The organism is Rhodococcus sp. NPDC060086, assembly GCF_042730275.1.
In the GTDB taxonomy this organism is placed as follows: Bacteria; Actinomycetota; Actinomycetes; order Mycobacteriales; family Mycobacteriaceae; genus Rhodococcus.
In genome coordinates this window covers 44,717-69,761 of sequence record NZ_JBHWWZ010000016.1, presented here as the reverse complement: position 1 = coordinate 69,761, position 25,045 = coordinate 44,717, and the positions used below count along the sequence as shown (strand labels likewise).

Sequence of the window (25,045 nt, the reverse complement as noted above, 5' to 3'; positions counted from 1 at the left end):
AGCGAGAAGTAGATACCGTTTTTATGAGAGTACTATTCTCTCTGAACCTAAGTAAGGTTCTCATTGGAGGTTCGTGGTGCGGATCGGGTTGACGGGTGGCGGATCGACCACCGACAAGATCGTTCGACAGGCGCAGAAAGCGGAGGTCGACGGCTTCACCTCGCTCTGGTACGCGAGCACGGTTGCAGGCGACCCGCTCGCGGCGCTTGCCGTGACCGGTCGCGAAACCTCGTCCATCGAACTCGGTACCGCGGTGCTGCAGACATACCCGATTCATCCTCTGCTGCAAGCGAATCGTGTGGCGGCAGTGGCAGAAGCCATGGGCCGTCCCGGTTTCACTCTAGGGCTCGGGCCGTCGCACGAGAGTCTGGTGCGCGACGTCTACGGCATGTCGTACGACCGGCCCGGTCGAAACACCGAGGAATACATGCGCATCGTCACCGGGCTTCTGCACGGCGAGGACGTCGATTTCCAGGGCGGCGAGTGGAGTACCCGCAGCGAAGGGCGGATGACACCGGTTGCGCATCCGGTGCCCGTGTTGCTGTCGGCGATGTCGCCTCGAATGCTGCGTGTCGCGGGGCAGTACGCCGACGGCACGGTGCTGTGGATGGCGTCGGGGAAGGTCGTCGAATCGGTCATCTCACCCGCCATCCGTACCGCTGCAGAGAAGGCGGGCAGGCCGTCGCCGCGCATTGTCGCGGGGCTGCCGGTCGCCGTCCACGACGACGCCGACGAAGCGCGCGCCGCGGTCGCTGCCACCGCCACCATGTACGCGGGAATGCCGAACTATCAGCGTGTCCTCGAAGTCGGGGGAGCGAGCAGCCCCGCCGACGTCGCGATCGTCGGCACCGAGGAATCCGTGCGCGCCCAACTGCAGGGCCTGCTCGACGCAGGTGCCACCGACATCTGGGCCGCGATCTTCCCTGTCGGCGACGACGCGCGCGGCTCGGTCCACCGGACGCGGAGCTTCTTGAGCTCCCTCACTACCCGGTAGTCCCTTCCCGCGCGGAAATTCGCTTCCCACACCCGCGAAGAGCGGTGTGGGAAGCGAATAGCGTCGCGGGAGTTATCCACAACTGCCGGAACCATCCACAGATCTGCGAAAATTCCTGCACTGGGCAGGATTCGGATGTATCGCGATGACACGCTCGGCGGCATGACCTCACCGAAACCCTTCCGCCGCACCGACGCCCTCAGCTCAGGTCTGAGCGATTCCGAGATCCGTCGTGCGCTCCGCACCGGCGAACTGGAGCGCCTCGCTCCCGGAATCTATCTGGATGGCCCGACTGCCGAGGGCCTCGACGCGATCCAACGACATCGAATCCGGGCGCGGACCACGGGCACAGGACTGCCTGACGGGAGCGCGATCAGCCACGTGTCTGCCGCAGTTCTGCACGGACTGGCATTGTGGCGTCCCGATCTGAGCCGTGTCCACGTGACCCGTGCCGGGACATCCGGAGGCCGTCGCGGCACAGGGCGTCATCTGCATGTGGTGCAGTTCGGTGCCGACGATGTCGTCGAGGTCGACGGAGTGCCGTGTACATCCATCGCGCGGACAGTCGCGGACCTTGCCTGCACGGCACCGGTCGACGAGGTCGTCATTGCCGGGGATTCGGCATTGGCGGGAAACCCGTCGCTGCGCGCGGCACTAGCGGAGACCCTCGAGTCCCTCGGGCGACGGCAAGGTATCGCCGCAGCGCGACGGATCATCGCGTTTCTCGACGGACGTAGCGAAAGCCCCGGTGAGTCGCTGAGCCGGTTGCGGATGGAACAGATCGGGCTGCCTGCCCCTTCGCTGCAGGAGGTTGTGCACACCCCGGAGGGCGAGTTCGTTGCCCGCACCGACTTCTACTGGAAGGAGCATCGGATCATCGGCGAATTCGACGGCATGGGCAAATACGACGGCCCCGACGTCATTCGTCGGGAGAAGCTGCGGGAGGACGCGTTACGCGATCTGGGTTTCCACGTGATCCGCTGGACGTGGGCGGAACTGTCCCGATTCGACGTCGTTCGTGCCCGCTTCGAGCGGGCAATCGAGCGAGCGAGGCGTCGATAGCGATCATTCCCCCTTCCCGCGCGCATCCCAGCTTCCCGCTTCGGCGATTGTCGTTGTCCGAGACTGGCAGGCGCGCGGGAAGGGGCGCGGCGTATCGGCTACCGCGGAGGACGCTGGAGGGTGATGGTCAGCAACGTGAGCAGCTTGTCGTCCGCACCGGAATCGACGAGGGCCACCTTGATCACCGAGTGGTCGTCGGCATCGCGGATCACCGTTCCGTACGAGCGTGCCGGACCCTTCTTCACCTGCGCCAGGTAGTGGACCTGGATGTCGGTCGCGACGAGGCCGGGCCGCATTGCATGCGCGGCAGCCTCTGCGAGCAGGGCCTGCGCGCCGCCCTGGATGGTGCCGATGGAATTGGCGACGAAACCGGTGAGATCGAGCTCGAATTCGCCGTGAGACGCGTCGATCTCGCGAAGGTTCAGGCGGGAGAAGACGTCGTCGTCGATGGGGGTGATCGGGTATTCGCGGATCGAGCCGACCCACTCCTCCGGGGTGTACGACGCGACGTCGCCGTGGGTCGCGGCGGCGCGGGGGAGACGCACGAACGTCACGAGACCGCGCGCGGCGAGGGTGAGGCGGCCCGCGCCGGGGGTGTCGATCGAGTTCGCGATCTCGCGGAGATCGGTGACGCCGTGCGTGTCGTACACGTCGGTCTCCACCAGGATCGTCTTCTTGCCGACGCGGATCAGTTCGGCATCGATCGCGACCGGGCCCGGTCGCAGCCAGCCGGCGGAGTGGATCGACAGGTCCTGCGTGGCGGTCCAGTCGGGGGAGCCCACGACGAGGGCCGGGGACGACGCGACGATGTCGACGAGCGTCGTGAGAAACCCGAGCGACGCCGTGCCCGCGGGGGTGCACAGTTTCTCGGTGACGGTCGCGCCCATGATTGCGCGTTCTCTCGAGACCTGCAGCGACGTGATGCCGAAATCCGAGGTGAAAGTGTTGTCTGCGGACACGGTCATGCCTCCCTGAGCGGAAATGTCGTTCTCAATCATGGAAATGACTCTTCCATAAAATTGGGCGGAGTGGGAGAGCCACGTTCAGCCGCGGTGCCCCGGCCCGTCCACCGCCAACCGGATGTAGAGCAGCTTGTCGCGCGCGGCAAGGGCGCTGACCTCGGGCGATCCCACCCGGAACAGGCTTCCGTTGCGCTCGACGCCGAGCACGATCTGCCCCAGATGACGCGGATCCTGCCCGACCTCCTCGAGGTCGACAGCGCGCTCGGCGATGGTGAACCCCTCCTCCGGGGTGAGAATGTCCTCGATCATGTCGACCACGCGCGGCGAACTCCGCGCGGCACCGAGCAACCGCCCGGCGGTCTCCGACGACACCACCACCGTGTCGGCGCCGGAGCGACGCAGCAGATGCGCATTCTCCGATTCGCGGATCGCGACGACGATCTTCGCGTTCGGGTTGATCTCGCGGGCGGCGAGGGTGATGAGCACGGCGGTGTCGTCGCGATTCGCGGCCACGATCACCGACGCCGCGCGCTGCACCCCCGCGACACGCAGCACGTCCTGTTTGGTCGCGGAGCCGTGCACGGTCACCAGACCTTGCCCGGCTGCACTTTCGAGGACGATGGGATCGGTGTCGACCACCACGATCTGCGACGGGGGGACCTCGTCGCCCAGCAAAGCGTCGACGGCCGACCGGCCCTTGGTGCCGTAACCGAGCACGACGGTGTGGTCGTGCACCCGTCGTCGCCAGCTCTGGATGCGGAATGTCTGACGTGACGTCTCGGTCAGTGCGCCCAGTGTCGTGCCGACCAACACGATGAGGAAGAAGACGCGCAGCGGCGTGATGACGAGGACGTTCATCAGTCGTGCGGACGGGGTGATCGGGGTGATGTCGCCGTAGCCGGTGGTCGAGAGCGACACGGTGGCGTAGTAGATGCAGTCGAGCAACGACAATTCGTCGCCTTGGGCGTCCTTGTAACCGTCGCGGTCGAGGTAGACGAGCACCACCGCCACGAACAGGGCGCCGAGGGCGTAGCCGATGCGACGCACGATCGCGCGCGCCGGGCTCGTCGACATCTGGGGAACTTTCAGGACACCGACGAGAGCGAAGTCGGGACGCTCCGTGAGCTGATCGGACCGGCTGAACCGGGCTCGCAACCTATCAGGCATTACGTCACTCTTGCACGCGACGGGTCGCTCCGTCGATCTATCAGGTGAGCACGACGTCGCGAAGGTCGGTTCGGGTGGTGCGGTAGATCTCGACGAGGTCTGCGTCCTCGCCGCGTTCGATGCGCCGGACCCACGTGTCGAACGCGATCCGCGACACCACCCCGGCCGATTCGACGAGCAGTCGCGCGAACGATTCGGAGCGGAGTCCGCGCAGGCGCTCGGCGACGCTCGCGGTGATACGGCACATGGCCAGGGCGTCGGCGGCGAAGGCGGCGGCGCGAAGGTGATCGTCGGACGTGATGAGCCGGTGGGTGCGGAGGATGCGATCGCGGGTGTCCTCGGAGCTCGTCACGAGTCGCTGCAGGGAGCGCTCGTAGAAGGCTTCGATGCCCGAGAGGTTGATGTCTTTCTGCGGAACCGTCTCGAGCCATTCGACGATTTCGGTCTCGAGCTCGCGGTCCGGTCCCCACACCGATTCCTCTTTGGTGGCGAAGCATCGAAAGAAGGTGCTCGAGGACACACCGGCCGCACGGGCGATCTCTTCGACGGTCGTCGCGGCGAATCCTTGGAGTTCGAACAGCTCCAGTGCAGACCTCGACATCTCGATGCGGGTCTCCATCTTGCGTCGTTCCCGCAGGTCGGGGACGCGTGCTTGGGTCTTCAGGGTCATCGGTGGTTCCTTTCACCTCGGACCACGACGTTGGGAGTCCGCGTCAATCTAACAGTGAAAATCAAGTTGACAGTCACTTCCAGGTGGGGCGAGACTTTCCTGGTTGTCGCAGTCGCGATCGATATACCCATTCAGGAAGTACTCGGATATGCAGTCACCCCAGTTGGAAGACCAACCGACAGCCGGTCACGAGTCGGACATGGAGCCGGGCAGCAAGGTGCTGATCGGTGTCCTCGTCGTCGCGGCATTCGTCATGATCCTCAACGAGACAATCATGAGCGTGGCGTTGCCGCCGCTGATGGTCGATCTCGACATCACCGCGAGCACCGCCCAGTGGCTCACCACCGGCTTCATGCTCACCATGGCCGTGGTCATTCCGATCACCGGCTACCTCTTCCAGCGATTCACGCTCCGCCAGGTGTTCTTCGCGTCGATGGGAGTGTTCAGCCTCGGCACTCTGCTCGCCGCAATCGCGCCGGGCTTCGAAGTGCTCCTCGCCGGACGAGTGACGCAGGCCGTGGGCACCGCCATCATGCTTCCGCTGCTGATGACGACGGTGCTGCGCGTGGTCCCCGCGCACAAGCGCGGCGGCATGATGGGCATCATCTCCATCGTCATCTCGGTGGCACCGGCCATCGGGCCCACCATTTCGGGCATCATCCTCGACGCCCTCGACTGGCGCTGGATGTTCTGGATCGTCCTGCCGATCGCGCTGATCGCGTTCGGTATCGGCGCCACACTCGTCAAGAACGTCACCGACACCATGAAGGTCCCGCTCGACGTCCTGTCGGTCATCCTGTCCGTCTTCGCGTTCGGCGGCATCGTGTACGGACTGAGCAGCATCGGTCATTCGGCCGAGGAGTCGAGCTTCCCGGTGTGGGTCCCGCTCGTTGTCGGTGTCGTCGCTCTCGCCGTGTTCGTGCTGCGTCAGCTCTCGCGCCAGAAGGACGGACGTGCCCTGCTCGACATGCGCCCGTTCAGCTACCCGGTGTTCAGCATCGGGCTCGGCATGGTCGTCGTCAGCATGATGTCGCTGTTCGGCGCGCTGATTCTGCTGCCGCTGTATCTGCAGAATGTGCGAGGCCTCGACACTCTCGAAACCGGTCTGCTGCTGCTCCCGGGCGGCCTGGCCATGGGTCTGCTGTCGCCGTTCGTCGGACGTGTCTACGACCGCATCGGGGCGCGACCGCTCGTCATCCCCGGCGCCATGGTCGTCAGTGCGGCGTTGTGGACGATGACGCTGCTCGACGCCGAATCGTCGATTGCGCAGATCGTGGGCTCCCACGTGCTGTTGATGCTCGGCCTCGCGACCGTGATGACCCCGCTGATGACGTCGTCGCTCGGTGCGGTGCCGTCCGAGCTGTACTCGCACGGCAGCGCGATCTTCAACACCGTCCAGCAGTTGGCGGGTGCGGCCGGTACGGCGCTGTTCATCACCGTGATGACCGTGACCGCCACGTCGAGCGCATCCGACGGTGCGACCGCGCTCGTCGCGAGCCAGGACGGCATCCACGCCGCGTTCCTCTGCGGCGGCATCGTGTCGCTGGTGGCTGTGGCGGCGTCGTTCTTCATCCGCAAGCCCGCGACGACGCTCATCGAATCGAAGTAAGCAGGGCAAATGTAAACCTCGCAGGGCTGGTGGCTTACCACTGGCCCTGCGAGGTTCTTGTTTGTGCTGCTTACTTCGGCCGTTCCGCGTTCAGATATCGAGGAAGACGGTTTCGCGTCCGCCGTCGGGGGTGTCCTGAAGACGGATATCGAACGTGTAGACGGGTTTTCCGTCACGCTCGCTGCGTGTGGCGATCAGCGTGTTGCGGCGGACCTCCCACTCGATCGACGTGAGCAGGGGGTCGGCGGCGTTGGCGGCGGACTCGTCGTCGAAGTAGAGCCGTGTGTGCAGGCCGACGTTGATGCCGCGGGCGAACAGCACCATCAGCACGTGCGGAGCCTGGACGGCGCCGTTGTTCCCGGGCACCGAGCCGGGCTTGACGGTCTCGAAACTGTAAACGCCCGTGTCGAAGTCGCCTCCGGTACGACCCCACCCGCGGAACGACGGGTCGCCGGCCCTGTACTGGGGGTCGCCGGGGTGGGCGTACTTGCCGTCGGCGTCGGCCTGCCAGATCTCGATGAGAACGTCGCGGACCGGCGTGCCGGAGCCGTCGAACACGCGTCCCTCGAGGGTGATTCGCTCACCACGGGTGTCGTCGGTGGCGAGCACGTTGCCGAAGTTGTTGTCGAAGATGTCGAAGCCGGCCTGCTGCGGGGCAAGACCGATGTGCACGTACGGCCCACCCGTCTGCGACGGAGTCTCGGGGTGACGCTGCACCATGGGCAGCGGTGTGAGCGGCTGAGTCATCGGTGTGCTCCCTATGCGTTCTCGAAGAAGGTGGCGCGGCGGCCCCGCAGCGTGATGTCGAATCGGTAGGCGCGGGCGTCGAACGGTGCGTCGTTCGCGGTGTCGGCCTGGGCGATCAGGCTGCGCACCTGGTCGCGGGAGGGGATGGTCGCGGCGATGGGGCACTGCTCGATCAGCGGGTCGCCCTCGAAGTACGACTGCGTGATCAGACGCTGCGCCCAGCCGTCGCCGATGATCGAGAAGTGGATGTGCGCGGGACGCCACGCATTGGCGCTGTTGCCCCACGGGTACGGGCCCGGCTTGATGGTGCGGAAGAAGTAGTAGCCGTTGTCGTCGGTGAGCATTCGTCCGCAGCCGCCGAAGTTCGGGTCGATCGGCGCGAGATGGTACGAGTCCTTCTTGTGCCGGTAGCGGCCACCGGCGTTGGCCTGCCACGCCTCGACCAGTGCGCCCTTCACCGGATTCCCGAACTCGTCGCGGACATAGCCGTGCATGATGATCCGCTCGCCGATCGGCAGGCCGCCGTGCGCGAAGTTGCGGATCATGTCGTTGTCGAGCTCGCCCAGCTCACGTGCGGTGAACAGCGGCCCGGTCTTCTCCGACACCGTGTTCCGCGGCGAGATCAGCGCATTACGTGGCGAACGCAGGACCGACGTGCGGTAACCCGGCGTGAGTGCCGGTGGGTGCTGCGTGTGGTCGCGCTCGACGAACTCGCCGTATGCGCTGGGGCCAGCGATGCTCATGAAGCCGCTCCTGTCGTGGGCTGTGGGGCTTGCACCCACGCTAAAGGGAGCATTCGCTTATGTAAATTGACCATTCGAGTCCAATTGCATAACTTCTGGTAATGGATCTCCACGGGCGAATCCGGCTCCGGCATCTGACCTGCTTCGTCGCGGTCGCGCACGAACGCCACGTCGGGCGCGCCGCCGAACGGCTGCACCTGACCCAACCCGCCGTCACCAAGACGCTCAACGAACTCGAGCTGCTGGCGGGAACGAAACTGCTCGACAGAGGCAGGCACGGCGCCATCCCCACCGCCGCCGGTGAACGCTTCCTCGACCACGCCGAACGCGTCGTCCACGCTTTCGACACCGCCGTCGCAGGACTGGCGGGCGCCGGTGAATCCGAACACGCGGCCGTGCGCATCGGAGCGTTGCCGTCGGCAGCATCCGTGCTGCTCCCTGCCGTGCTCGGCGAGTTGCGCGAGCGACACCCCGAACTCGACATCCGCCTTCGCACCGGCGCGAACACCGAGCTGCTCGCGGCGCTGCGAGCGGGCGACGTGGACGTGATGATCGGCCGGATGAGCGACCCCGCGACCATGCAGGGACTCTCGTTCGAACTGCTCTACGCCGAGGCACTCGCGTTCGTCGTCCGACCCGGACATCCGCTGGTGAGCACACGGGCGACGTTTCCCGAGATGTGCGAATACCCACTGGTCGTCTCGGCTGCCGGCACCGTGCCACGGCACCACACCGACGTGCTCCTGCGCCGGCACGGCCTCGAATTGCCCTCGGGCACCGTCGAGACCATCGACGTCGCGGTCGCCGCCGCGTACGTGCGCGAAGCCGATGCCGTGTGGGTCGTTCCCGAGCGCGTCCCCGAGGGGGACATCGTCGACGGCAGGCTGTATCGGCTGCCCGTCGACACCGTCGGGACGGCCGAAACGATCGGCGTCATCCGCTCGGCTGCGGCGGCGTCCGCTATCGTCGACGACGTTGCTGCGCTGCTGCGCCGAGCCGGTCATGGAACAGTGAGTACGTGAAACCACGCTCGCGCACAGGTTTCCCGAGCACCCCCGATCCGATCCCGAGGTCTCGAATGCCACACTCTCCAGAGGAATCCACCCGCGGTCCGTTGTTCGATCCCATCTTCGGGGCCGACGACATGGCTTCCGCGCTCTCCGACCGCGCGTGGATCGGCGCCCTCCTCGAAGTCGAGGCCGCGATCACCGCGGGCGCCGTCGGGATCGGGCGTGCGACCGAAGCGGACGCCGCTGCCGTGGCCGTTGCCGCCACCGAACTCGCCCGCGACCTCGACCCTGCCGAACTCGGTGCCCTTGCCGTGGCAGGTGGGAATCCCGTCATCCCGCTCGTGAAGCTGCTCCGCGATCGCGCCGCCGCCCCCGCAACCACTGTGCACGTCGGCGCAACCAGCCAGGACGTCATGGACACCGCGCTGGTGCTCCTCGCGCGTCGTGCCGGACGACGCATCCTCGACCACCTCGCCGCGGCCGCCGACGCTGCTGCAGATCTCGCCCGAGCACATCGCGCGACACCGATGATCGCGCGCACCCTCGGCCAGCAAGCCCTTCCCACCACGTTCGGCGCTCTCGCCGCCGGGTGGCTCACCGGACTCGACGACGCCCGCATCGAACTCGACCGCGCCCTCTCGGCGCTGCCCGTGCAGTACGGAGGTGCCGCCGGCACCCTCGCCGCCGTCGCACCCGACGGGATGTACTTCGCCGACGACCTCGCCGACCGCCTCGGACTTGCGCGCGCCACCATCCCGTGGCACACCGTGCGCACGCCGATGACGCGGCTCGCCGCAGCGCTCGGTGTCGCGGCAGGCGCAGTGTCGAAACCCGCGACGGACGTGGTGCTCATGGCCATGACCGAGATAGGTGAAGTCTCCGAAGACTCACCGGGCGGTTCATCGGCCATGCCGCACAAGCGAAATCCAGTGGCTGCCATCGCGGCGAGGGCTGCCGCGCGTCGGGTGCCGGGGCTCGTCGCGACCGTGTTGTCGTCGGCCGACCACGAATTCGCCCGCGCCGCGGGGTCGTGGCATGCGGAGTGGGAGGTCGTTGCGGATCTGCTTCGTCTCACCGGTGGTGCTGCACAACGGCTTTCCGTGAGTCTCAGTGGACTGCACGTGCACGTCGATGCTCTCGACCGCAACCTCGGGCTCACCGGGGGCGCGGTGCTGGCCGAGAAGGTGGCGAGCGCACTGTCGCGACACGTCGACGATGCGCGAGCCGTCGTCACCGACGCCGCTGTCTCCGGAATCCCGCTCGACGCAGACCCGCGCATCACCGCGCACCTGTCGGCCGATGACTTGGCCGAACTCCTCGATCCCACCCGCTATCTCGGGCACGCCGCTGATCTGGTCGACCGTGCCCTCGCCCGACACGGAGGACTGTGATGACATCACTCGCCTACGAACGACACGGTGATCCCGCCGCCCCGTCGGTACTGCTACTGGGGTCGCTCGGTTCCGACCGGAGGATGTGGTCGCCACAGATCGTGGCATTGTCGCCGATCGCCGACGTCATCGCGGTCGACCATCGTGGGCACGGTGAATCTGATTCTGCTGCGGGTGCCTACACGGTGGCCGAACTCGCCGGAGATGTTCTGACACTGCTCGACGAGCTGGGGGTCGACGCGGTGCACGTCGTCGGCCTGTCACTAGGTGGTGCGGTCGGGCAGTGGCTTGCCGCCCATCGCCCGGAGCGGGTGCGGTCGCTGACCTTGCTGTGCACGGCCGCGGTGTTCGAGCCGGCTCAGCAGTGGCGTGACCGCGCGGAGACGGTGCTCGCCGACGGGGCGGGTTCGATTGCCGAGCAGATCGTCGGACGCTGGTTCACGGCCGATCTGGCGGAACGCGACCCCGAGCTGGTCCAGCGGCACGTCGCGATGGTGTCGGCGACGTCGGACGACGGGTACGCCGGCTGCTGCCACGCCCTGGCCGGGTTCGACGGACGCGCCGACCTCGCGCGAATCGTCGCCCCCACGCTCGTGATCGCGGGTGCGCAGGATCCGGCGACCCCGCCGGACGTCATGCGTGAACTCGCCGACGGTATCGCCGATGCCGACTTCCACGTCCTCGACCCGGGCGCCCATCTGGTGAACGTCGAGCAGGCGGGCCGTGTGACAGCTCTGATCCGCGCGCACATCACGAGTTCGGAGCAGGTGGGTGCGTATCGTTCTGCAGCTGTCGAGGTGGGTATGCGAATGCGACGTTCGGTGCTCGGTGACGCGCACGTGGACCGTGCGATGTCGCAGGCCACGGCGTTCACGGAGCCGTTCCAGGACTTCATCACCCGCACGGCGTGGGGCGACATCTGGGCGCGCCCCGGACTCGACCATCACACCCGACGGCTGCTCACCCTCGCGATCCTCACCGCAGTCGGCAACGAGCACGAACTCGACATGCACATCCGTGCGGCACTGCGAGCGGGCGTGGATCCCGACGAACTCATCGAGGTCTTCCTCCACACCGCTGTCTATGCGGGCGTGCCCAACAGCAACCGCGCCTTTGCGATGGGGAAGCAGGCGTTGGCGGATCTCGAATCCGCCGGGAAGTAAGCAACACAAATGTGAGGTTCGCACACCCTGTGGTCGGCAAACGGGTGTGCGAACCTCACATCAGGTGTGCAGACCTCAGCGAGCCAACACTGTGCGCAGCACCGCCGCGAAGCCCTCCGGGTCGCCGGGCACGCCGTATCCGTCGCCGGTGAACCCGGCGTGCCCGCCGGGGAACATCGTGAGTTCGACGCCGAGTCGCTTCGCGACCTCCGCTGCCGCGCGAGCGGAGACCTCACCCGTCGACTCCGTGCCCGCCCCGATCACGACGCGGGTCGACGCCTTTGCGAGGGCGTCGAAGTCGGGTTCGTATCCGGTACAGGACTGCAGGTTCTGGCTGAGCAGGGCGTCGTCGCGGGTGCCGTCGTCCTCGGTGGGCATCCCGAACATCGACGGGTCGGGCGCGGGCACGGCGAGGTAGGAGGGCTCCAGCGGCTCCGTCTGCGTCAGCATCATGATGAACTTCGCCATCGCTGGACCCATGCCGCTGCGCTGGTAGGTGGCGTCGATGTCGTCGACCACCGCCTTGATGACTGCGGAGTCGGGCAGCAGCGGGCAGGTGGGCGGTTCGTGCGCGATCAGTGTCCGGACCTGCTCGGGATGTTTCGCGACCAACGCGAGGCTGTTCACCGCGCCGCCGCTGCTGCCGAACAGGTCGACCGGGCCGACGCCGAGTGCCTCGATGAGGCGGTGCAGGTCGTCGGCGTGGAGGTCGGGCGTCGAAAGGCCGGGGGTGTCGCGGGGGCTGCGCATCACGCCGCGAGGGTCGTAGGTGACGACGGGGCGGTCGACGAACTGCGCCGCGAGCGCTGCGAATCCTCCCGCATCCATCGGCGACCCCACGATCAGCAGTGGGGTGCCGGACTTCAGGGAGCCGCGGATGTCGTAGGTGAGGGTGGCGCCGGGAACGTCCAGGGTGGCGGTGGTGACGGGGCGATCGATTGTGGTCATGCCGTGACAGACCGGGGTCGACGACAGAACTCATCGGTCAGGTCCGAGATTGCCCGATCGCGGGTATCGGCCCGCCGATGGCCGATCCCGTAGATACTCGACAAGGACCCCCAGTGTTCCGCATCGGAAGGGACGAGCTTGTGACCAGATCCGCCAAGGTGGAAATCGATCCGGCGCTGATCGATCTGTACAAGGACCTTCACAGACATCCGGAACTCGGATTCCAGGAACATCGCACCTCTGCCATCGTGGCCGAGCGATTGAATGCTCTCGGGTTCGAGGTCACCACCGGTGTCGGGAAGACCGGAGTGGTCGGGGTGTTGAAGAATGGCGCCGGACCGACCGCATTGCTTCGCGCCGACATGGATGCCCTCCCTGTCAAGGAGGACACCGGCCTCGACTACGCCAGTACCGCTACCGCCGTGGACGAACACGGCGAGACGAAGCCGGTGGCGCACGCGTGCGGTCACGACATGCACATGACGTGCCTGCTCGGCGCAGCGCAGATTCTCTCCACTGATACTGCGAGTTGGTCGGGCACACTGCTCCTCGTCTTCCAACCGGCCGAAGAGTTGGGTGCGGGAGCCCAAGCCATGGTCGACGACGGGCTGTTCGACAGGTTCCCCAAACCGGATGTGGTGCTCGGTCAGCATGTGGCGCCGCTTCCGGCAGGCAAGATCGCCGGACATCCCGGTCTCTCGTATGCGGGGTCGGACTCGCTGCGCGTGCGTGTGATCGGCCGAGGTGCGCACGGGTCGATGCCGGAAGCATCCATCGACCCGATCGTCATTGCGGCCGAGGTCGTATTGCGTCTGCAGACGATCATCTCGCGCGAGATCCCGAGCACGGCGACCGCGGTGCTCACGGTCGGTTCCATTCACGCGGGTGATGCGGCCAACGTCATTCCCGGTGAGGTCGTGCTGCAGCTGAACATCCGCAGCTACGACGCGAAGATACGGCAGAAGATCCTCGACAGCGTCGATCGCATTGTTCGAGGTGAGGCTGCGACGGCAGGCGCCCCGGAAGAACCCGAAATCACCTCGATCGAACGTTTCCCGGTGGTCACGAACGATCCCTCCGCGTTGGGCAAGACTCTGGAGGCGTTCGCCACGTGGTTGGGGGAGGACAAGATCCTCGATCCCGGAGCGGGTGCAGGCAGTGAGGACGTCGGAGTCCTCGCCACGAGTGCTGGTGCGCCCCTGGCATATTGGCTGCTCGGAGGCGCGGATCCTTCGGTGTTCACCACGGGCGACATGACGGATCCTGCGCTGCTGAAGGTGCCTTCGAATCACTCGCCGCACTATGCGCCGGTCATCGAACCGACGATGACGATCGGGGTCACGGCATTGGTCACCGCAGCACGAACCTGGTTGCCGACGGCGTAGCGGATTGGCGCCGGTTCGACGAACAGAGCTAGCGGACGACCCTCGCCCAGATGCTCGTCCACGTCCGAGCGTGCGACACCTTCGTCTGCTCGAGCCGCACCTGCTTGCCGCCGGGATAGGAGAACAGGGGTGTGCCGTCGCCGAGGAAGATCGGCACGATGTTCGCCATCACCTCGTCGAGTGCGCCGATCTCGAGACATTGGCGTGCGACGTCGGCGCCGAGTATGCCGACGTACTTGTCGCCGGCCGCGGCCTTGGCGGCTGCGAGTCCGGACTCGAGATCGTGGACGACGGTCACTCCCGGCTCCGGCGTGCTCGGGGCCGGATGGTGGGTGAGCAGGAAATAGGGGCCGTCCCACGTCCCGCCGAAGGCGCCCTCGTTCTGGGTTCCGCGGTTGGGGTCGTCCCCTCGGTGGGTGCGATTGCCGACCAGCAGCGCACCGATATCGGCCGCGAGTTCGTCGGTCTCCTCGTCGGGTTCGAAGAACGGTTTCATCCACGACATGTCGCCGCCCGGTCCGGCGATGAAACCGTCCAGCGACATCGTCGCCGAGTACAACACCTTGGCCATGGTTCTCCTTCGTCGAGTGGACCTTGTGCCAGTATCGACTTCAGGAACGGGTGGAAATCATCGTTTCCGGATGCGCGGTCATCGACCGGCAACCTACGCGTTCTGTGCGCGGCCCCGCCCGATCACGTCCGCACGCCGATCCGCGACCCGGTCGGGTGTGAACGTCTCCAGCCACGCCCGCGACGTCTGCTTCTCGGCCTGCAGGGCCGGGTCGACGACGTGCTCCTCCGCCCGACGGTACGACGCGAGCAGTGTGCGCACACCGGGTTGATCGTTGCCGGCGATCGTCTCCGCAAGCGCGAGTGCAGCGTTCATGAGGGCGTCGTGCTCGACGACCTCGGTGACCAGCCCGGTCCGCAGTGCCTCTTCGGCATCGACGAAGTTCCCCGACAAGCTCATCCGTCGCGCGAACCCGCGTCCCACCGCTGCGGGCAGGCGCGACGTGAGGCCCCACCCGGGGAGTACACCGACACGGGCGTGAGTGTCGGCGAATCGTGCTCGCTCCGAGGCGATGAGGATGTCGCACGCGAGTGCGAGTTCGAGGCCGCCGGTGATCGCGGCGCCGTTGATCGCGCCGATGATCGGTTTCGACAGCGGCAGCCACGGATGTCCGGCGGGAATGCTCTCGTCCTCGACCTTCAGGAGGGTGTTGCCACCCGATCCGAGTTCCTGCAGATCGAGGCCCGCGCAGAAGGCCGGGTCGGAGCCGGTGAGGATCACGACGCTGGTCTGCTCGTCGGCGTCCGCAGCGGCGAGCTCGGTGCGAAGTGTGTCGATGAGGGCCGAGCTGAGTGCGTTGCGCTGCTGCGGGCGGTTGAACGTGAGAATCCGGACGGGTCCACGCTGTTCGACGAGCAGGATCGATTCCGTCACGAATTCTCCTCAGTGTTCTCGGGTCGGAGTGTGTTCTCCGGTGTGGTCCGCACTCTGTCTACCCGACTCGCGGCGTGCGGCGCCATCGGGGCCGGGCAGCTCGCGGAGCACCTCCAGTACCCGGTGGACTGCGGGTGCGGGGTTGTCGCGTCGCCACGCGAGGGCGATCGGGAGGACCGGGCCGCCGTCGAGCGGGATGTACTGCACGCCGTCCACGGTGATGTGCGCGGTCGACGCGACAACCACCGCTATTCCGACACCCGCGCCGACGAGGGCGAGGAGGCTGTAGGGGTCGGGGGCTTCACGCGCGATCACCGGCGCGAACCCTGCCGATGCGCACACGGTGAAGGTTGCGTCGCGCACGATCGAGCCGTGCGCAGCGGGGTAGATGACCAGGCGTTCGCCTGCGAGATCTGCGGGATCGAGCGAATCACGGTGTGCAAAGCGATGCCCTGCCGGCACCGCGACCAGGAGCGACTCGTGACGCACCGTCTCGGTGTCGAACTCGTCGGTGACGGGGAGACCCACGATGCCCATGTCGAGCAGCCCGCGTGAGACGGAGTCGCGGACCCTGCCCGAATACGTCTGTGGCCGCAGGTCCAATTCGATCCCGGGATGGCGATCGGCGAGCGCGCGGGTCAGTTCGGACAGGACGGCGTAGCCGCTCGCGCCTCCGAAGCCGACGCTGACCACGCCGGTTTCACCGGCAGCGGTCGAGCGCACCACAGTGCGCGCGACATCGATCTGCGCTGCGATCACCCGTGCGGGAGCGAGTAGTGCCGTCCCTGCTGCGGTGAGCTGCACTGATCTGGTGGTGCGCGCGAACAACTGTGCGCCCAGTTCTCGTTCGAGGGCGCGGATCATCTGGCTGAGCGGCGACTGTGCGATGTGCAGACGTTCCGCAGCGCGGCCGAAATGCAGTTCCTCGGCCACCGCGAGGAATGCCTGTATCTGACGAAATTCCATATCGCCCCAACTCAGTGAATTATCCACATAATCATGTCTGATTAGGTCTTGGACATTACACGGTAGTGACCGCGATAGTGATACATGCCTCATTCATCTGCGGACTCGGCCCGCACGACACGCCCCCGGAGTGCATCGTGAACCCACCCCCAGAGCCCGTCGCGCACGACACCAAGGCCGCGCGCCGCGCCGGTGTCACCGCCTTCGTCGGCACCACCATCGAGTGGTTCGACTTCTACATCTACGGCACGGCCTCCGCGCTGGTGCTGGGCGCCCTGTTCTTCCCTCAGGTTTCTCCCGCGGTCGGCACACTCGCCGCCTTCGCGACCTTCGCAGTCGGGTTCATCGCCCGACCGCTCGGCGGCGTCATCTTCGGTCACTTCGGCGACAAGTTCGGGCGTAAGAACGCGGTCATCACCACCCTCGCGATCATGGGCATCGGAACCGTCGGTGTGGGCCTGCTGCCGACCTACAGCCAGATCGGTATCTGGGCGCCCATCCTTCTCGTCCTGCTGCGAGTGCTGCAGGGTATCGCGATGGGCGGCGAGTGGGGAGGCGCCGTCCTCATCGCCACGGAATTCGCCCCGCCGCGTAAGAAGATTCTCTACGGAGCCTTTGCGCAGCAAGGGTCGCCGGTCGGGAACCTCCTTGCGACGGTGGCGTTCCTGGGGTTGACCGCGATGTCCGACGCGGCCTTCGAAGGATGGGGCTGGCGCATCCCGTTCGTGGCGTCCGCCGCGCTGGTCATCGTGGCCCTCTACATTCGGCTGCGGATCGAGGAGACGCCCGAGATGCAGGTGGCAGCGGCATCTCAGGAGAAGAAGCGCGTCCCGCTCGCGGAAGTGTTCCGGTTCCACAAGCTTCCGATGATCCTCGGAGTGGGCGCGGTCGTCGCGGGTGTCGCCATCACCTACGTCAAGACGACCTTCGCACTCTCCTGGGCCACGACGGATCTCGGATTCGACCGGGGCGACTTCCTGCTCGTCATCACCATCGCGCTCGTTGCGCAGGTGATCGTGCAGCCGTTCGGTGCGATCCTCGCAACCAGGATCGACGTGCGTCGGGCAGTGCTGTGGATGCTGATCCCCGAACTGGTCGTCCTGCCGCTGATGTTCGTGCTCATCCAAACCGGTTCGCTCACCTGGGCGATCATCGGCATGGTCCTCGCGACGGCTCCGCACGCGATGTACTACGCGGCGCTGGCAGGCATCCTCGCGCAGGTGTTCCCCACCCACATCCGTTACACGGGCATCTCACTGTCGTACCAGCTGTCGACGGCGCTCTTCGCGGGTACCGCTCCGATGGTCAGTCAGTTCCTGCTCAGCCGCACCGGCTCGATCTGGCCGGTCGTCGGACTCGGACTCGGATACGTCCTGCTCTCGATGATCTGCATGACGGCGCTGTTGCGCCGGTCGGCCACCCGCTCCGATACCGAGGCCGACCCTGCGCCATCGCGCACCTCCGCTGTCGCGCACTGAGAACCACCTTCGAAAGGACGCTGATGAACTACGCACACGAGGATCCCGCCCTCCGGTCGGTGGTCGATCGGTGGATCGACGACTCCGACCGGGCACTGACCGACCGTCTGCTCGACCGCCTCGGCGCCGACGCCGCACAAAGACTCGACGCACTCGCCGCCACGGCGAACGCGAACCCGCCGACGCTGCGCCAGTACGACCGCGACGGCAATCGCATCGACACCATCGACTACCACCCCGCCTATGTGGAACTGTGCCGCGCCGCATACTCCGAATACGGACTCTCCGCCCTGTCGCACCGCCCGGTCCACGGCTGGACCGACGTACCGCCGCATCTCGTCAAGTACCTCGCGTCATACCTGTTCGTGCAGGCGGAGTTCGGGCTCGCATGCCCGGTGTCGATGACCGACGCCGCTGCCCGCACGCTGCGCATGTTCGGCGACCCCGATGTGTTCGGCCCGTTCGTCGACGGACTGACGTCCACCGACGTCGACACGTCGCTGACCGGCGCGATGTTCATGACGGAGACCCAGGCCGGCACCGACATCGCCAAGACCGAGACCCGAGCCGAATTCGACGGCACCGCATGGCGGTTGACCGGACACAAATGGTTCACCTCCAACCCGGACGCCGACGTCATCGTCACCCTCGCCCGATTCCCCGACGGCCCGGAGAACTCCACGCGCGGAGTCGGAATGTTCATGCTGCCCAAGCACCTTCCCGACGGTAGCCGCAACTCGTACACGATCGACCGGCTCAAGGACAAGCTCGGCACCCGCTCGATGCCCAGCGGCGAGGTCACCCTCGACGGCGCGTACGCGCTGCAGGTAGGCGACCTCGACCGCGGGTTCCGGCAGATGACCGAGATGCTCAACACGTCCCGTCTGTCCAACGCAATGCGCTCGAGCGCCCTGATGCGCCGCGCCGTCCGCGACGCGGTCGCGCACACCCGCGATCGAGAGGTGTTCGGCACGCCTCTGTTCGACCAGCCACTCATGCGTGCCACCCTGCTGCCGCTGCTGCTCGACGCCGAGGGCGCCCTCGCCGTCGTCGCCTACGCCGGCGCCACCCTCGACCTCGCCGACCACGGCGACGAGCAGGCCAAGGCCGTCGTCCGGATCCTCACCCCCGTCGCAAAGCATTACATCTGCAAGCGAGCGCGAACCGTCACCGGCGAGGCGATGGAAGTGCGCGGTGGGTGCGGCTACATCGAGGACTGGGCGTTCGCACGTCTCGTCCGCGACTCGCACCTCGGTTCCATCTGGGAGGGCTCGAGCAACGTCATTGCTCTCGACGTCCTGCGGTCCATGCGCAAGAGCGGCGCGCATCGTGCCCTTGCCGCGGCGCAGCGCGCGCTGCTCGACGCGGCGTCGTCGGAGTGCGCGCCGGCCGTCGCAGCGCTGCGCGATCGCTGGGATGCGCTCGAAGCGCGGGGTGAGGAACTTCTCGCCGGCGACGACGTGCGCGCCCAAACCTTGTGTGCCACTTACGCTGATGATCTGGCGCGGACCGTGATGGCCACGCTGCTCGTCGACCTCGCGTCGCACAGCGCCGAGCACGGTCGGGGGCACCGGTCGCTGCTCGTCGCCAACGCCTATCTCACCGGGCTCCGCGGCGAACCGAACGCCGTTGCGCTCGCATATCTCGGTGCCGTCGTCGACGGCACCGACATCGACCCGTCCGTCGCGCGCGCTGCGGCACCGGACGCACTGGCAGGAGTCCTGCAATGACCGAGAACCCGACCACCGGACCGGCCCCGCTCGCCGGCGTCAAGGTGGTGGATCTGTCGAAGATCCTCGCCGGGCCGTACGCGACGATGTCGTTCGCCGACCTCGGGGCCGACGTCACCAAGGTCGAGCACCCCGAAGGCGGCGACCCGACGCGGATGTGGGGCCCGCCCTTCGTCGGCGACGACGCCACCTACTATCTCGCCGTCAACCGCGGCAAGAAGTCGGTTACCCTCGACCTGAAATCCGAGGAAGGTCAGCGGATCGTCCACCGCATGCTCGAGGACGCCGACGTCGTCGTCGAGAACTTCAAGCCGGGCAGCGGACTGCAGAAGATCTTCGACTACCGCGCACTGTCGGAACGGCACCCGCACCTCGTCGTCCTGCACATCTCCGCGTTCGGCGACGAGGGACCCCTGTCCGACCAGCCGGGCTACGACATGGTGGCCCAGGCTGCGGGCGGGTTGATGTCGCTGACCGGTGAACCCGGCGGCGCGCCCATGAAGTCCGGTTACGCGATGGGTGACCTCGGTGCGGCGCTGTTCGGTGTGATCGGTGTGCTCGCGGCGCTGGTCGAACGCGGCCGTACCGGTCGCGGCCAGTACGTCACCACGTCGCTGTTCGAATGCCAGCTCGCGATGCACGTGAACTGGGCGACCAATTTTTTCGCGACGCGTCAACGCCCGCATGCGATGGGGTCCGCACACCCGAATCTCGCGCCGTACCAGGCTTATCCCGCGAGCGACGGCTACTTCGTCGTCGCAGTCGGGAACGATTCTCTGTGGGACGACCTGTGCACGGCGATGGGTCGCGCCGAACTCGCGACCGACCCGCGGTTCCTCCGCAACCGCGACCGCATCGAGCACCGTGACGATCTCGAGCAGGTGCTCACCGAGGTATTCGCCGCGAACACCGTCGAATACTGGTGCCGGGTGCTCGAGGAGCATGCCGTGCCCGTGTCGCCGATCCGGAACCTCGACGAGATCTACGACGACCCGCACACCGCCGCGATCGGCATGATCGGCACCGTCGACCACGCGTCAGGTCCGCTCGAGCAGATTGCGTTCCCCGTCAACTTCGGCGGAGTGCGACCCAGGCTGCGCTCGGCGCCACCGGCGCACGGCGAGCACACCGACGACGTGCTGGAGAAGTACCGCGCCGTCTCCGTCTGACATTTGTCATGGTGATCTTGTGACAGCCGGGGATCGCGGCGCGCCTCGTGAACCACAAGACTTCCCATCATGGAACACACAGAGGTCGCAGCCATCGAGCTGCACGACGTCGTCAAGACTTTCCGGCCCCGAGGCAGCGACGAAGTGCGCGCCGTCGACCACCTCGACCTGACCGTGCAGCGCGGCGAAGTCGTCGCGCTGCTCGGCCCCAACGGCGCAGGCAAGACCACCACCCTCGATATGGTGCTGGGCTTCACCGAACCCACCGCCGGGGTGGTGTCGATATTCGGCAAGCCGCCAAGGTACGCCATCGCCGCAGGCCAGGTGTCTGCGGTGCTGCAGACCGGTGGTCTGCTGCGCGACCTCACCGTCCGCGAGACCGTGCAGATGATCGCATCGACCTTCCCCGAACACCGCGACCTCGACGAGGTCCTCGAACGGGCCGGAATCACCGACATCGCGGGTCGGATGGTGTCGAAATGCTCTGGTGGCGAACAGCAGCGACTGCGCTTCGCTCTCGCCCTGCTTCCCGATCCCGACCTGATCATCCTCGACGAACCGACCGCGGGGATGGACGTCGGCGCCCGCCGCGACTTCTGGACGACGATGCACGCCGAAGCCGACGAAGGGCGCACCGTCGTCTTCGCCACCCACTACCTCGAAGAAGCCGATTCGTTCGCCGACCGCATCGTCATGGTCGCGCAGGGACGCGTCGTCGCCGACGGCCCCACCTCCGAGATCCGCGCGCTCGCCACCGGCCGCATCGTCTCCGCCGACATCACCCACGGACGCGAAGACGACGTGCGCGCGGTACTGGCGTCGCACCCCGGTGTCGCCGACATCTCCGTGATGGGCAACCGGATCGAGATCCGGGCAACCGCCTCCGACGACGTGGCCCGCACGCTCCTCGTCGATCTCGGCGCCACCAACCTCGAAATCGCCAGTGGATCATTGGAAACCGCGTTCCTCGCACTCACCGAGAAGGTGCCGGCATGACCACCACATTCATCCGCCTCGAACTGCGCCGCCACTTCCGCGACTATGTGAGCGTCTTCTTCATCGCGATTCTTCCCGCCTTCTTCTACCTCATCTTCGGCGCGTCACAGTCGTACAAGTTGGAATCGGCCGGTCACGGCAACGTCGCGATGTACATCATGATCTCGATGGCCGCGTACGGCGCCGTCACCGCAACCACCGGCATCGGCGGGATGGCAGCCGTCGAACGTATGCAGGGATGGGGACGTCAACTCGGCCTGACACCCCTGACCGACGCCGGGTTCGTCGCGATGAAGGCCACCGTCGCGCTCGTGTTCGCCGCGATCCCCATTGCACTGATCTTCATCCTGGGTGTGCTCACGGGCGCCTCGGGGGAGTGGAGCGCGTGGATTCTGAGTTCGATCGCAGTGCTCGTCGGTGCGGCAGTGTTCTCCGTGTACGGGCTCATGTTCGGACTCGCATTCCGGTCCGAGGCCGCTGTCGGTGCCGCGAGCGGCAGCCTCGTCGTCCTCGCGTTCCTGGGCAACATCTTCATCCCGTTGTCGGGCGTCATGCTCACCATCGCGAAGTTCACCCCGCTCTACGGCTACGTGTCGCTGGCGCGGTATCCGCTCACCGAAGGTGTCCTGATCGACAGCAACGGCAACGCTCTACCTGCCGAACCGCTGTGGGTTCCTGTGCTCAACTTGTCGGTGTGGGCAGTGATCTTCGTAGTTCTCTCGACATACCTCGTGAAGCGAGGACGGGGTCGGCAGTGACAGGGGTGCCGGGGCCGGCAGGAACAGGGGGATGGCGGTGATAGACCAGAGAGCGGAAGACCCGTGGAGCCGATTCGGATGGTTCATGGCAGCCGTCTGGCTCGTCTTTCTGGTTTACCCGCTGGTAGAGGTCCTGACCACGGGCTCGGCGCTCGGCAAGACCTTCGGGGCGGTGGGCATCGTCGTGTTCGCTGTCGTCTACATCCACGGGTTCCGTTGGCTCTACAAGGGGCGGGCCACCCCGTCGCGGATCGCCGTGATCCACCTGCCGCTGCTGGTTCTCCTGGTCTGCTTGGTGGGCCTGCACATCGGGCCCGACGTACTGGGCATGGGCGCGTTCGTGGTGTCGTTCGCGATGTTCACCCTGACGTTGGTGCCCAGAATGGTGGTTTTCGTCGTGGCCGCCGGCGCATGTCTGCTGGTCCCGTGGCTGAACGGCACCCTCCGGGACGACTTCTTCTACATCCTGATCGTGGTGATGGTCGGGGCGATCACCGCGGTGATCCGCGCCGTGGGCGACCGCGACGACGAATACACCGCACTGCGCAACGAACTCGTGATCGCCGACGAACGCGACCGTGTCGCCCGCGACGTCCACGACGTCCTCGGACACAGCCTCACCGCGGTCACCGTCAAAGCCGAACTCGCCGAACGTCTCATCGACGTCGACCCGGAGCGCGCGAAGGCCGAACTCGCCGCGATCCGCTCGCTCACCCGTGAGGCGCTCGGTGAAGTGCGGGCCACCGTCACCGGGCTGCGTGTCGCGCGGCTTGCCGACGAACTCGACCGCGCCCACACTGCCCTCGACGACGCCGGAATCGACGTCGACCAGCGCGGCGACGCATCGATCGTCGACCCCCGATACCGGCTCGTCCTCGGCTGGGTGCTGCGGGAAGCGGTCACCAACGTGGTCAGGCACAGCAACGCCCGCACCTGCGTGATCGACCTCGGCGGAACATCGTTGAGCGTCGTCGACGACGGCGTGGGCATCGAAAGCGTGGGCACCGAAGGCGTGGGCACCGAGGGCAACCGTGACGGCAACGGCCTGCGAGGTCTGCGAGACCGCGTCCGGTCGGCCGGAGGAAAATTCGCGGTCGGCGCAGGACCCGACGGGACGGGCACAGAACTGAAAGTGGTGTTCGGATGATTCGCGTGTTGCTGGCCGACGACCAGGCACTCGTCCGCGGTGCGTTGGTGGCATTGCTCGGCCTCGAAGGCGACATCGACGTCGTCGCCGAAGTGGGCAGGGGAGACGAGGTGCTCGACGCGGCACGGTCGAGCAACGCCGAGGTGTGCCTGCTCGACATCGAAATGCCCGGACTCGACGGTATCGCCGTCGCCGGGCAACTCGCCCGCGAACTCCCCGGCGTGCGGTCGCTGATCGTCACCACCTTCGGTCGACCCGGCTACCTGCGCTCCGCGCTCGAAGCGGGCGCGTCGGGGTTCGTCGTCAAAGACACTCCCGCCACCGAACTCGCCGAAGCGGTGAGGCGAGTTCGGCGAGGCGAACGTGTCGTGGATCCGGCCCTGGCAGCAGAATCCATCGCAGGCGGCAACAATCCCCTCACCGACCGGGAACGCGACGTGCTGCGCGCGGCATTGGACGGTGTGCCCGTCGCCGCCATCGCGAGCGCAGTGCACCTGTCGCAGGGGACGGTACGCAACTATCTGTCGTCGGCGATCGGGAAGACGGGGACGACGACGAGGGTCGAGGCGGCACGGCGTGCTCAGCAGAACGGGTGGATTTGAGCCTGCTCACCCCACTTGAACTGAGCGAATGGCACATTCGGCTCGATCACGAGGATGAATGATACATTCGCTCACTCCACGGGGAGGGGGCTACGCCCACTACGTGTTGCGGCCACCGTTGACGCCGATGACCTGCCCGGTGATGTAGCTCGCGCCGTCGCTCACGAGGAACGAGGTGGTGGCCGCGATGTCGTCCGCCGTCCCGACACGCCCCACCGGGGTGCGCGCGATCTGGTCTTCGATCGAGATCAGGCCTTGACTCGCGTGGTCGCGCATCATCGGGGTGTCGATGAATCCCGGGGGAATCGTGTTGACGGTGATGCCGTGCTTCGAGAACTCGAGTGCCAGCGACTTCGTCAGTCCGATCACTGCCGACTTCGACGACACGTACGCCGACATCCCCGCGACACCGCTGTGTGCGCTCGACGAGGAGATGTTCACGATCCGGCCCCACCCGGAGTGGATCATGTGCGGCAGGACGGCCTGGCAGCAGTCGAAAGTACCGGTGAGGTTGACGGCGTGCACGGTGTCCCACACCTGGCGGGTGACCTCGAGGGCCGGGCCTGCGATGGTGACACCGGCACTGTTGACGAGAATCTGCGGGATCCCCAGCCGGGTCTTCACCTCGTCGATGCCGGCGTCGATGGCGGCGCGGTCGGTCACGTCGACCGGGACACCGATGGCGGTGCCGCCCTCGGATTCGATCTGCGCGGCAGCGGCTTTCGCGCTGTCTCCATCGCGGTCGAACAGCGCCACCGCGTTGCCGTCGGCGGCGAGTCGGCGACCGATGGCGAGGCCGATGCCGGAGCCTCCGCCGGTGACGATGGCTGTGCGGGGTTTCTGTGAAGCAGTCATGTTCCAACCTTCGCTAAGTTCTCGTGTGAATCCAGTGATGTAGCAAGAC

General features: G+C 66.6%; 24 protein-coding genes. 14 read left to right on the top strand and 10 right to left on the bottom strand.

Annotated features, from left to right (window positions below):
- The first annotated feature begins 76 nt into the window (after window positions 1–76).
- Both ACFWB0_RS12055 and ACFWB0_RS12050 read left to right on the top strand, forming a co-directional pair.
- Complete coding sequence (locus ACFWB0_RS12055) at window positions 77–994, top strand: TIGR03564 family F420-dependent LLM class oxidoreductase (RefSeq protein ID WP_378490684.1); 918 nt, start codon at window positions 77–79, stop codon at window positions 992–994.
- Between the two features lie 162 nt (window positions 995–1,156).
- Window positions 1,157–2,056, top strand: a complete 900-nt coding sequence (locus ACFWB0_RS12050) for a type IV toxin-antitoxin system AbiEi family antitoxin domain-containing protein (protein ID WP_378490670.1) — start codon at window positions 1,157–1,159, stop codon at window positions 2,054–2,056.
- 98 nt (window positions 2,057–2,154) lie between these two features.
- Here ACFWB0_RS12050 and ACFWB0_RS12045 read toward each other — a convergent pair whose 3' ends face one another.
- The 3 genes from ACFWB0_RS12045 to ACFWB0_RS12035 form a co-directional block, all read right to left on the bottom strand.
- Entirely contained in the window at window positions 2,155–3,021 is an 867-nt protein-coding gene (locus ACFWB0_RS12045; RefSeq protein ID WP_378490669.1) for a PaaI family thioesterase, read from the bottom strand.
- A 78-nt stretch (window positions 3,022–3,099) separates the two neighbouring features.
- Entirely contained in the window at window positions 3,100–4,185 is a 1,086-nt protein-coding gene (locus ACFWB0_RS12040; protein WP_378490668.1) for a potassium channel family protein, read from the bottom strand.
- Between the two features lie 40 nt (window positions 4,186–4,225).
- Window positions 4,226–4,855: a TetR family transcriptional regulator gene (locus tag ACFWB0_RS12035; RefSeq protein ID WP_378490667.1), complete on the bottom strand. Its 630-nt coding sequence runs from the start codon at window positions 4,853–4,855 to the stop codon at window positions 4,226–4,228.
- A gap of 148 nt (window positions 4,856–5,003) precedes the next feature.
- On the opposite strand from ACFWB0_RS12035, the gene ACFWB0_RS12030 reads away from it, so the two are divergent.
- Complete coding sequence (locus ACFWB0_RS12030) at window positions 5,004–6,464, top strand: DHA2 family efflux MFS transporter permease subunit (RefSeq protein WP_378490666.1); 1,461 nt, start codon at window positions 5,004–5,006, stop codon at window positions 6,462–6,464.
- Window positions 6,465–6,554: 90 nt separating this feature from the next.
- Here the strand turns inward: ACFWB0_RS12030 and pcaG are convergent, their stop codons facing one another.
- Together pcaG and pcaH are read right to left on the bottom strand one after the other, a co-directional pair.
- Entirely contained in the window at window positions 6,555–7,211 is a 657-nt protein-coding gene (pcaG, locus tag ACFWB0_RS12025; RefSeq protein WP_378490665.1) for a protocatechuate 3,4-dioxygenase subunit alpha, read from the bottom strand.
- Between the two features lie 11 nt (window positions 7,212–7,222).
- The gene (pcaH, locus tag ACFWB0_RS12020; RefSeq protein WP_378490664.1) at window positions 7,223–7,954 is read right to left on the bottom strand and encodes a protocatechuate 3,4-dioxygenase subunit beta; all 732 of its coding nucleotides are present in this window, start codon (window positions 7,952–7,954) and stop codon (window positions 7,223–7,225) included.
- Window positions 7,955–8,055: 101 nt separating this feature from the next.
- Between pcaH and ACFWB0_RS12015 the strand changes: the two genes are divergently transcribed.
- Genes ACFWB0_RS12015 through pcaD form a run of 3 tightly spaced genes read left to right on the top strand, consistent with a single transcriptional unit; the run spans window position 8,056 to window position 11,518 of the window.
- Window positions 8,056–8,976: a LysR substrate-binding domain-containing protein gene (locus tag ACFWB0_RS12015; protein WP_378490663.1), complete on the top strand. Its 921-nt coding sequence runs from the start codon at window positions 8,056–8,058 to the stop codon at window positions 8,974–8,976.
- Window positions 8,977–9,032: 56 nt separating this feature from the next.
- Entirely contained in the window at window positions 9,033–10,355 is a 1,323-nt protein-coding gene (locus tag ACFWB0_RS12010; RefSeq protein WP_378490662.1) for a lyase family protein, read from the top strand.
- Window positions 10,355–11,518, top strand: coding sequence for a 3-oxoadipate enol-lactonase (gene pcaD, locus ACFWB0_RS12005; protein WP_378490661.1), 1,164 nt, complete (start codon window positions 10,355–10,357; stop codon window positions 11,516–11,518). Before ACFWB0_RS12010 ends, pcaD begins: the two co-directional genes overlap by 1 nt.
- 75 nt (window positions 11,519–11,593) lie before the next feature.
- Here the strand turns inward: pcaD and ACFWB0_RS12000 are convergent, their stop codons facing one another.
- Window positions 11,594–12,466, bottom strand: coding sequence for an alpha/beta fold hydrolase (locus ACFWB0_RS12000; protein WP_378490660.1), 873 nt, complete (start codon window positions 12,464–12,466; stop codon window positions 11,594–11,596).
- Window positions 12,467–12,606: 140 nt separating this feature from the next.
- Between ACFWB0_RS12000 and ACFWB0_RS11995 the strand changes: the two genes are divergently transcribed.
- The gene (locus ACFWB0_RS11995) at window positions 12,607–13,851 is read left to right on the top strand and encodes an amidohydrolase (protein ID WP_378490659.1); all 1,245 of its coding nucleotides are present in this window, start codon (window positions 12,607–12,609) and stop codon (window positions 13,849–13,851) included.
- Window positions 13,852–13,879: 28 nt separating this feature from the next.
- Here the strand turns inward: ACFWB0_RS11995 and ACFWB0_RS11990 are convergent, their stop codons facing one another.
- The 3 genes from ACFWB0_RS11990 to ACFWB0_RS11980 all read right to left on the bottom strand — a co-directional run bounded on the left by ACFWB0_RS11990 (window position 13,880) and on the right by ACFWB0_RS11980 (window position 16,261).
- On the bottom strand, window positions 13,880–14,422 hold the full coding sequence (locus ACFWB0_RS11990) for a dihydrofolate reductase family protein (RefSeq protein ID WP_378490658.1): 543 nt from the start codon (window positions 14,420–14,422) through the stop codon (window positions 13,880–13,882).
- Between the two features lie 93 nt (window positions 14,423–14,515).
- A complete protein-coding gene (locus ACFWB0_RS11985; protein WP_378490657.1) occupies window positions 14,516–15,295 on the bottom strand; it encodes an enoyl-CoA hydratase in 780 nt (259 codons plus the stop codon).
- A 9-nt stretch (window positions 15,296–15,304) separates the two neighbouring features.
- Complete coding sequence (locus ACFWB0_RS11980) at window positions 15,305–16,261, bottom strand: LysR substrate-binding domain-containing protein (RefSeq protein ID WP_378490656.1); 957 nt, start codon at window positions 16,259–16,261, stop codon at window positions 15,305–15,307.
- Between the two features lie 137 nt (window positions 16,262–16,398).
- Here ACFWB0_RS11980 and ACFWB0_RS11975 point away from each other — a divergent pair, with 137 nt between their 5' ends.
- From ACFWB0_RS11975 to ACFWB0_RS11945, 7 genes are all read left to right on the top strand, one after another.
- Window positions 16,399–17,739 carry an MFS transporter gene (locus tag ACFWB0_RS11975; protein WP_378490655.1) on the top strand — a complete coding sequence of 447 codons (1,341 nt, stop codon included), beginning with the start codon at window positions 16,399–16,401 and terminating at the stop codon, window positions 17,737–17,739.
- Between the two features lie 23 nt (window positions 17,740–17,762).
- A complete protein-coding gene (locus ACFWB0_RS11970) occupies window positions 17,763–19,469 on the top strand; it encodes an acyl-CoA dehydrogenase family protein (RefSeq protein WP_378490654.1) in 1,707 nt (568 codons plus the stop codon).
- Window positions 19,466–20,638, top strand: coding sequence for a CaiB/BaiF CoA transferase family protein (locus ACFWB0_RS11965; RefSeq protein WP_378490653.1), 1,173 nt, complete (start codon window positions 19,466–19,468; stop codon window positions 20,636–20,638). Before ACFWB0_RS11970 ends, ACFWB0_RS11965 begins: the two co-directional genes overlap by 4 nt.
- Window positions 20,639–20,707: 69 nt before the next feature.
- On the top strand, window positions 20,708–21,634 hold the full coding sequence (locus tag ACFWB0_RS11960) for an ABC transporter ATP-binding protein (RefSeq protein ID WP_378490652.1): 927 nt from the start codon (window positions 20,708–20,710) through the stop codon (window positions 21,632–21,634).
- The gene (locus tag ACFWB0_RS11955; protein ID WP_378490651.1) at window positions 21,631–22,392 is read left to right on the top strand and encodes an ABC transporter permease; all 762 of its coding nucleotides are present in this window, start codon (window positions 21,631–21,633) and stop codon (window positions 22,390–22,392) included. The genes ACFWB0_RS11960 and ACFWB0_RS11955 overlap by 4 nt, the downstream gene beginning before the upstream one ends.
- A gap of 85 nt (window positions 22,393–22,477) precedes the next feature.
- On the top strand, window positions 22,478–23,539 hold the full coding sequence (locus ACFWB0_RS11950) for a sensor histidine kinase (protein WP_378490650.1): 1,062 nt from the start codon (window positions 22,478–22,480) through the stop codon (window positions 23,537–23,539).
- Window positions 23,536–24,141 (top strand): response regulator, encoded by a 606-nt coding sequence (locus tag ACFWB0_RS11945; protein WP_378490649.1) that lies wholly within the window; start codon window positions 23,536–23,538, stop codon window positions 24,139–24,141. The genes ACFWB0_RS11950 and ACFWB0_RS11945 overlap by 4 nt, the downstream gene beginning before the upstream one ends.
- A 99-nt stretch (window positions 24,142–24,240) precedes the next feature.
- On the opposite strand, the gene ACFWB0_RS11940 is transcribed toward ACFWB0_RS11945, so the two are convergent.
- Complete coding sequence (locus ACFWB0_RS11940) at window positions 24,241–24,996, bottom strand: SDR family NAD(P)-dependent oxidoreductase (RefSeq protein WP_378490648.1); 756 nt, start codon at window positions 24,994–24,996, stop codon at window positions 24,241–24,243.
- Window positions 24,997–25,045 lie beyond the last annotated feature (49 nt).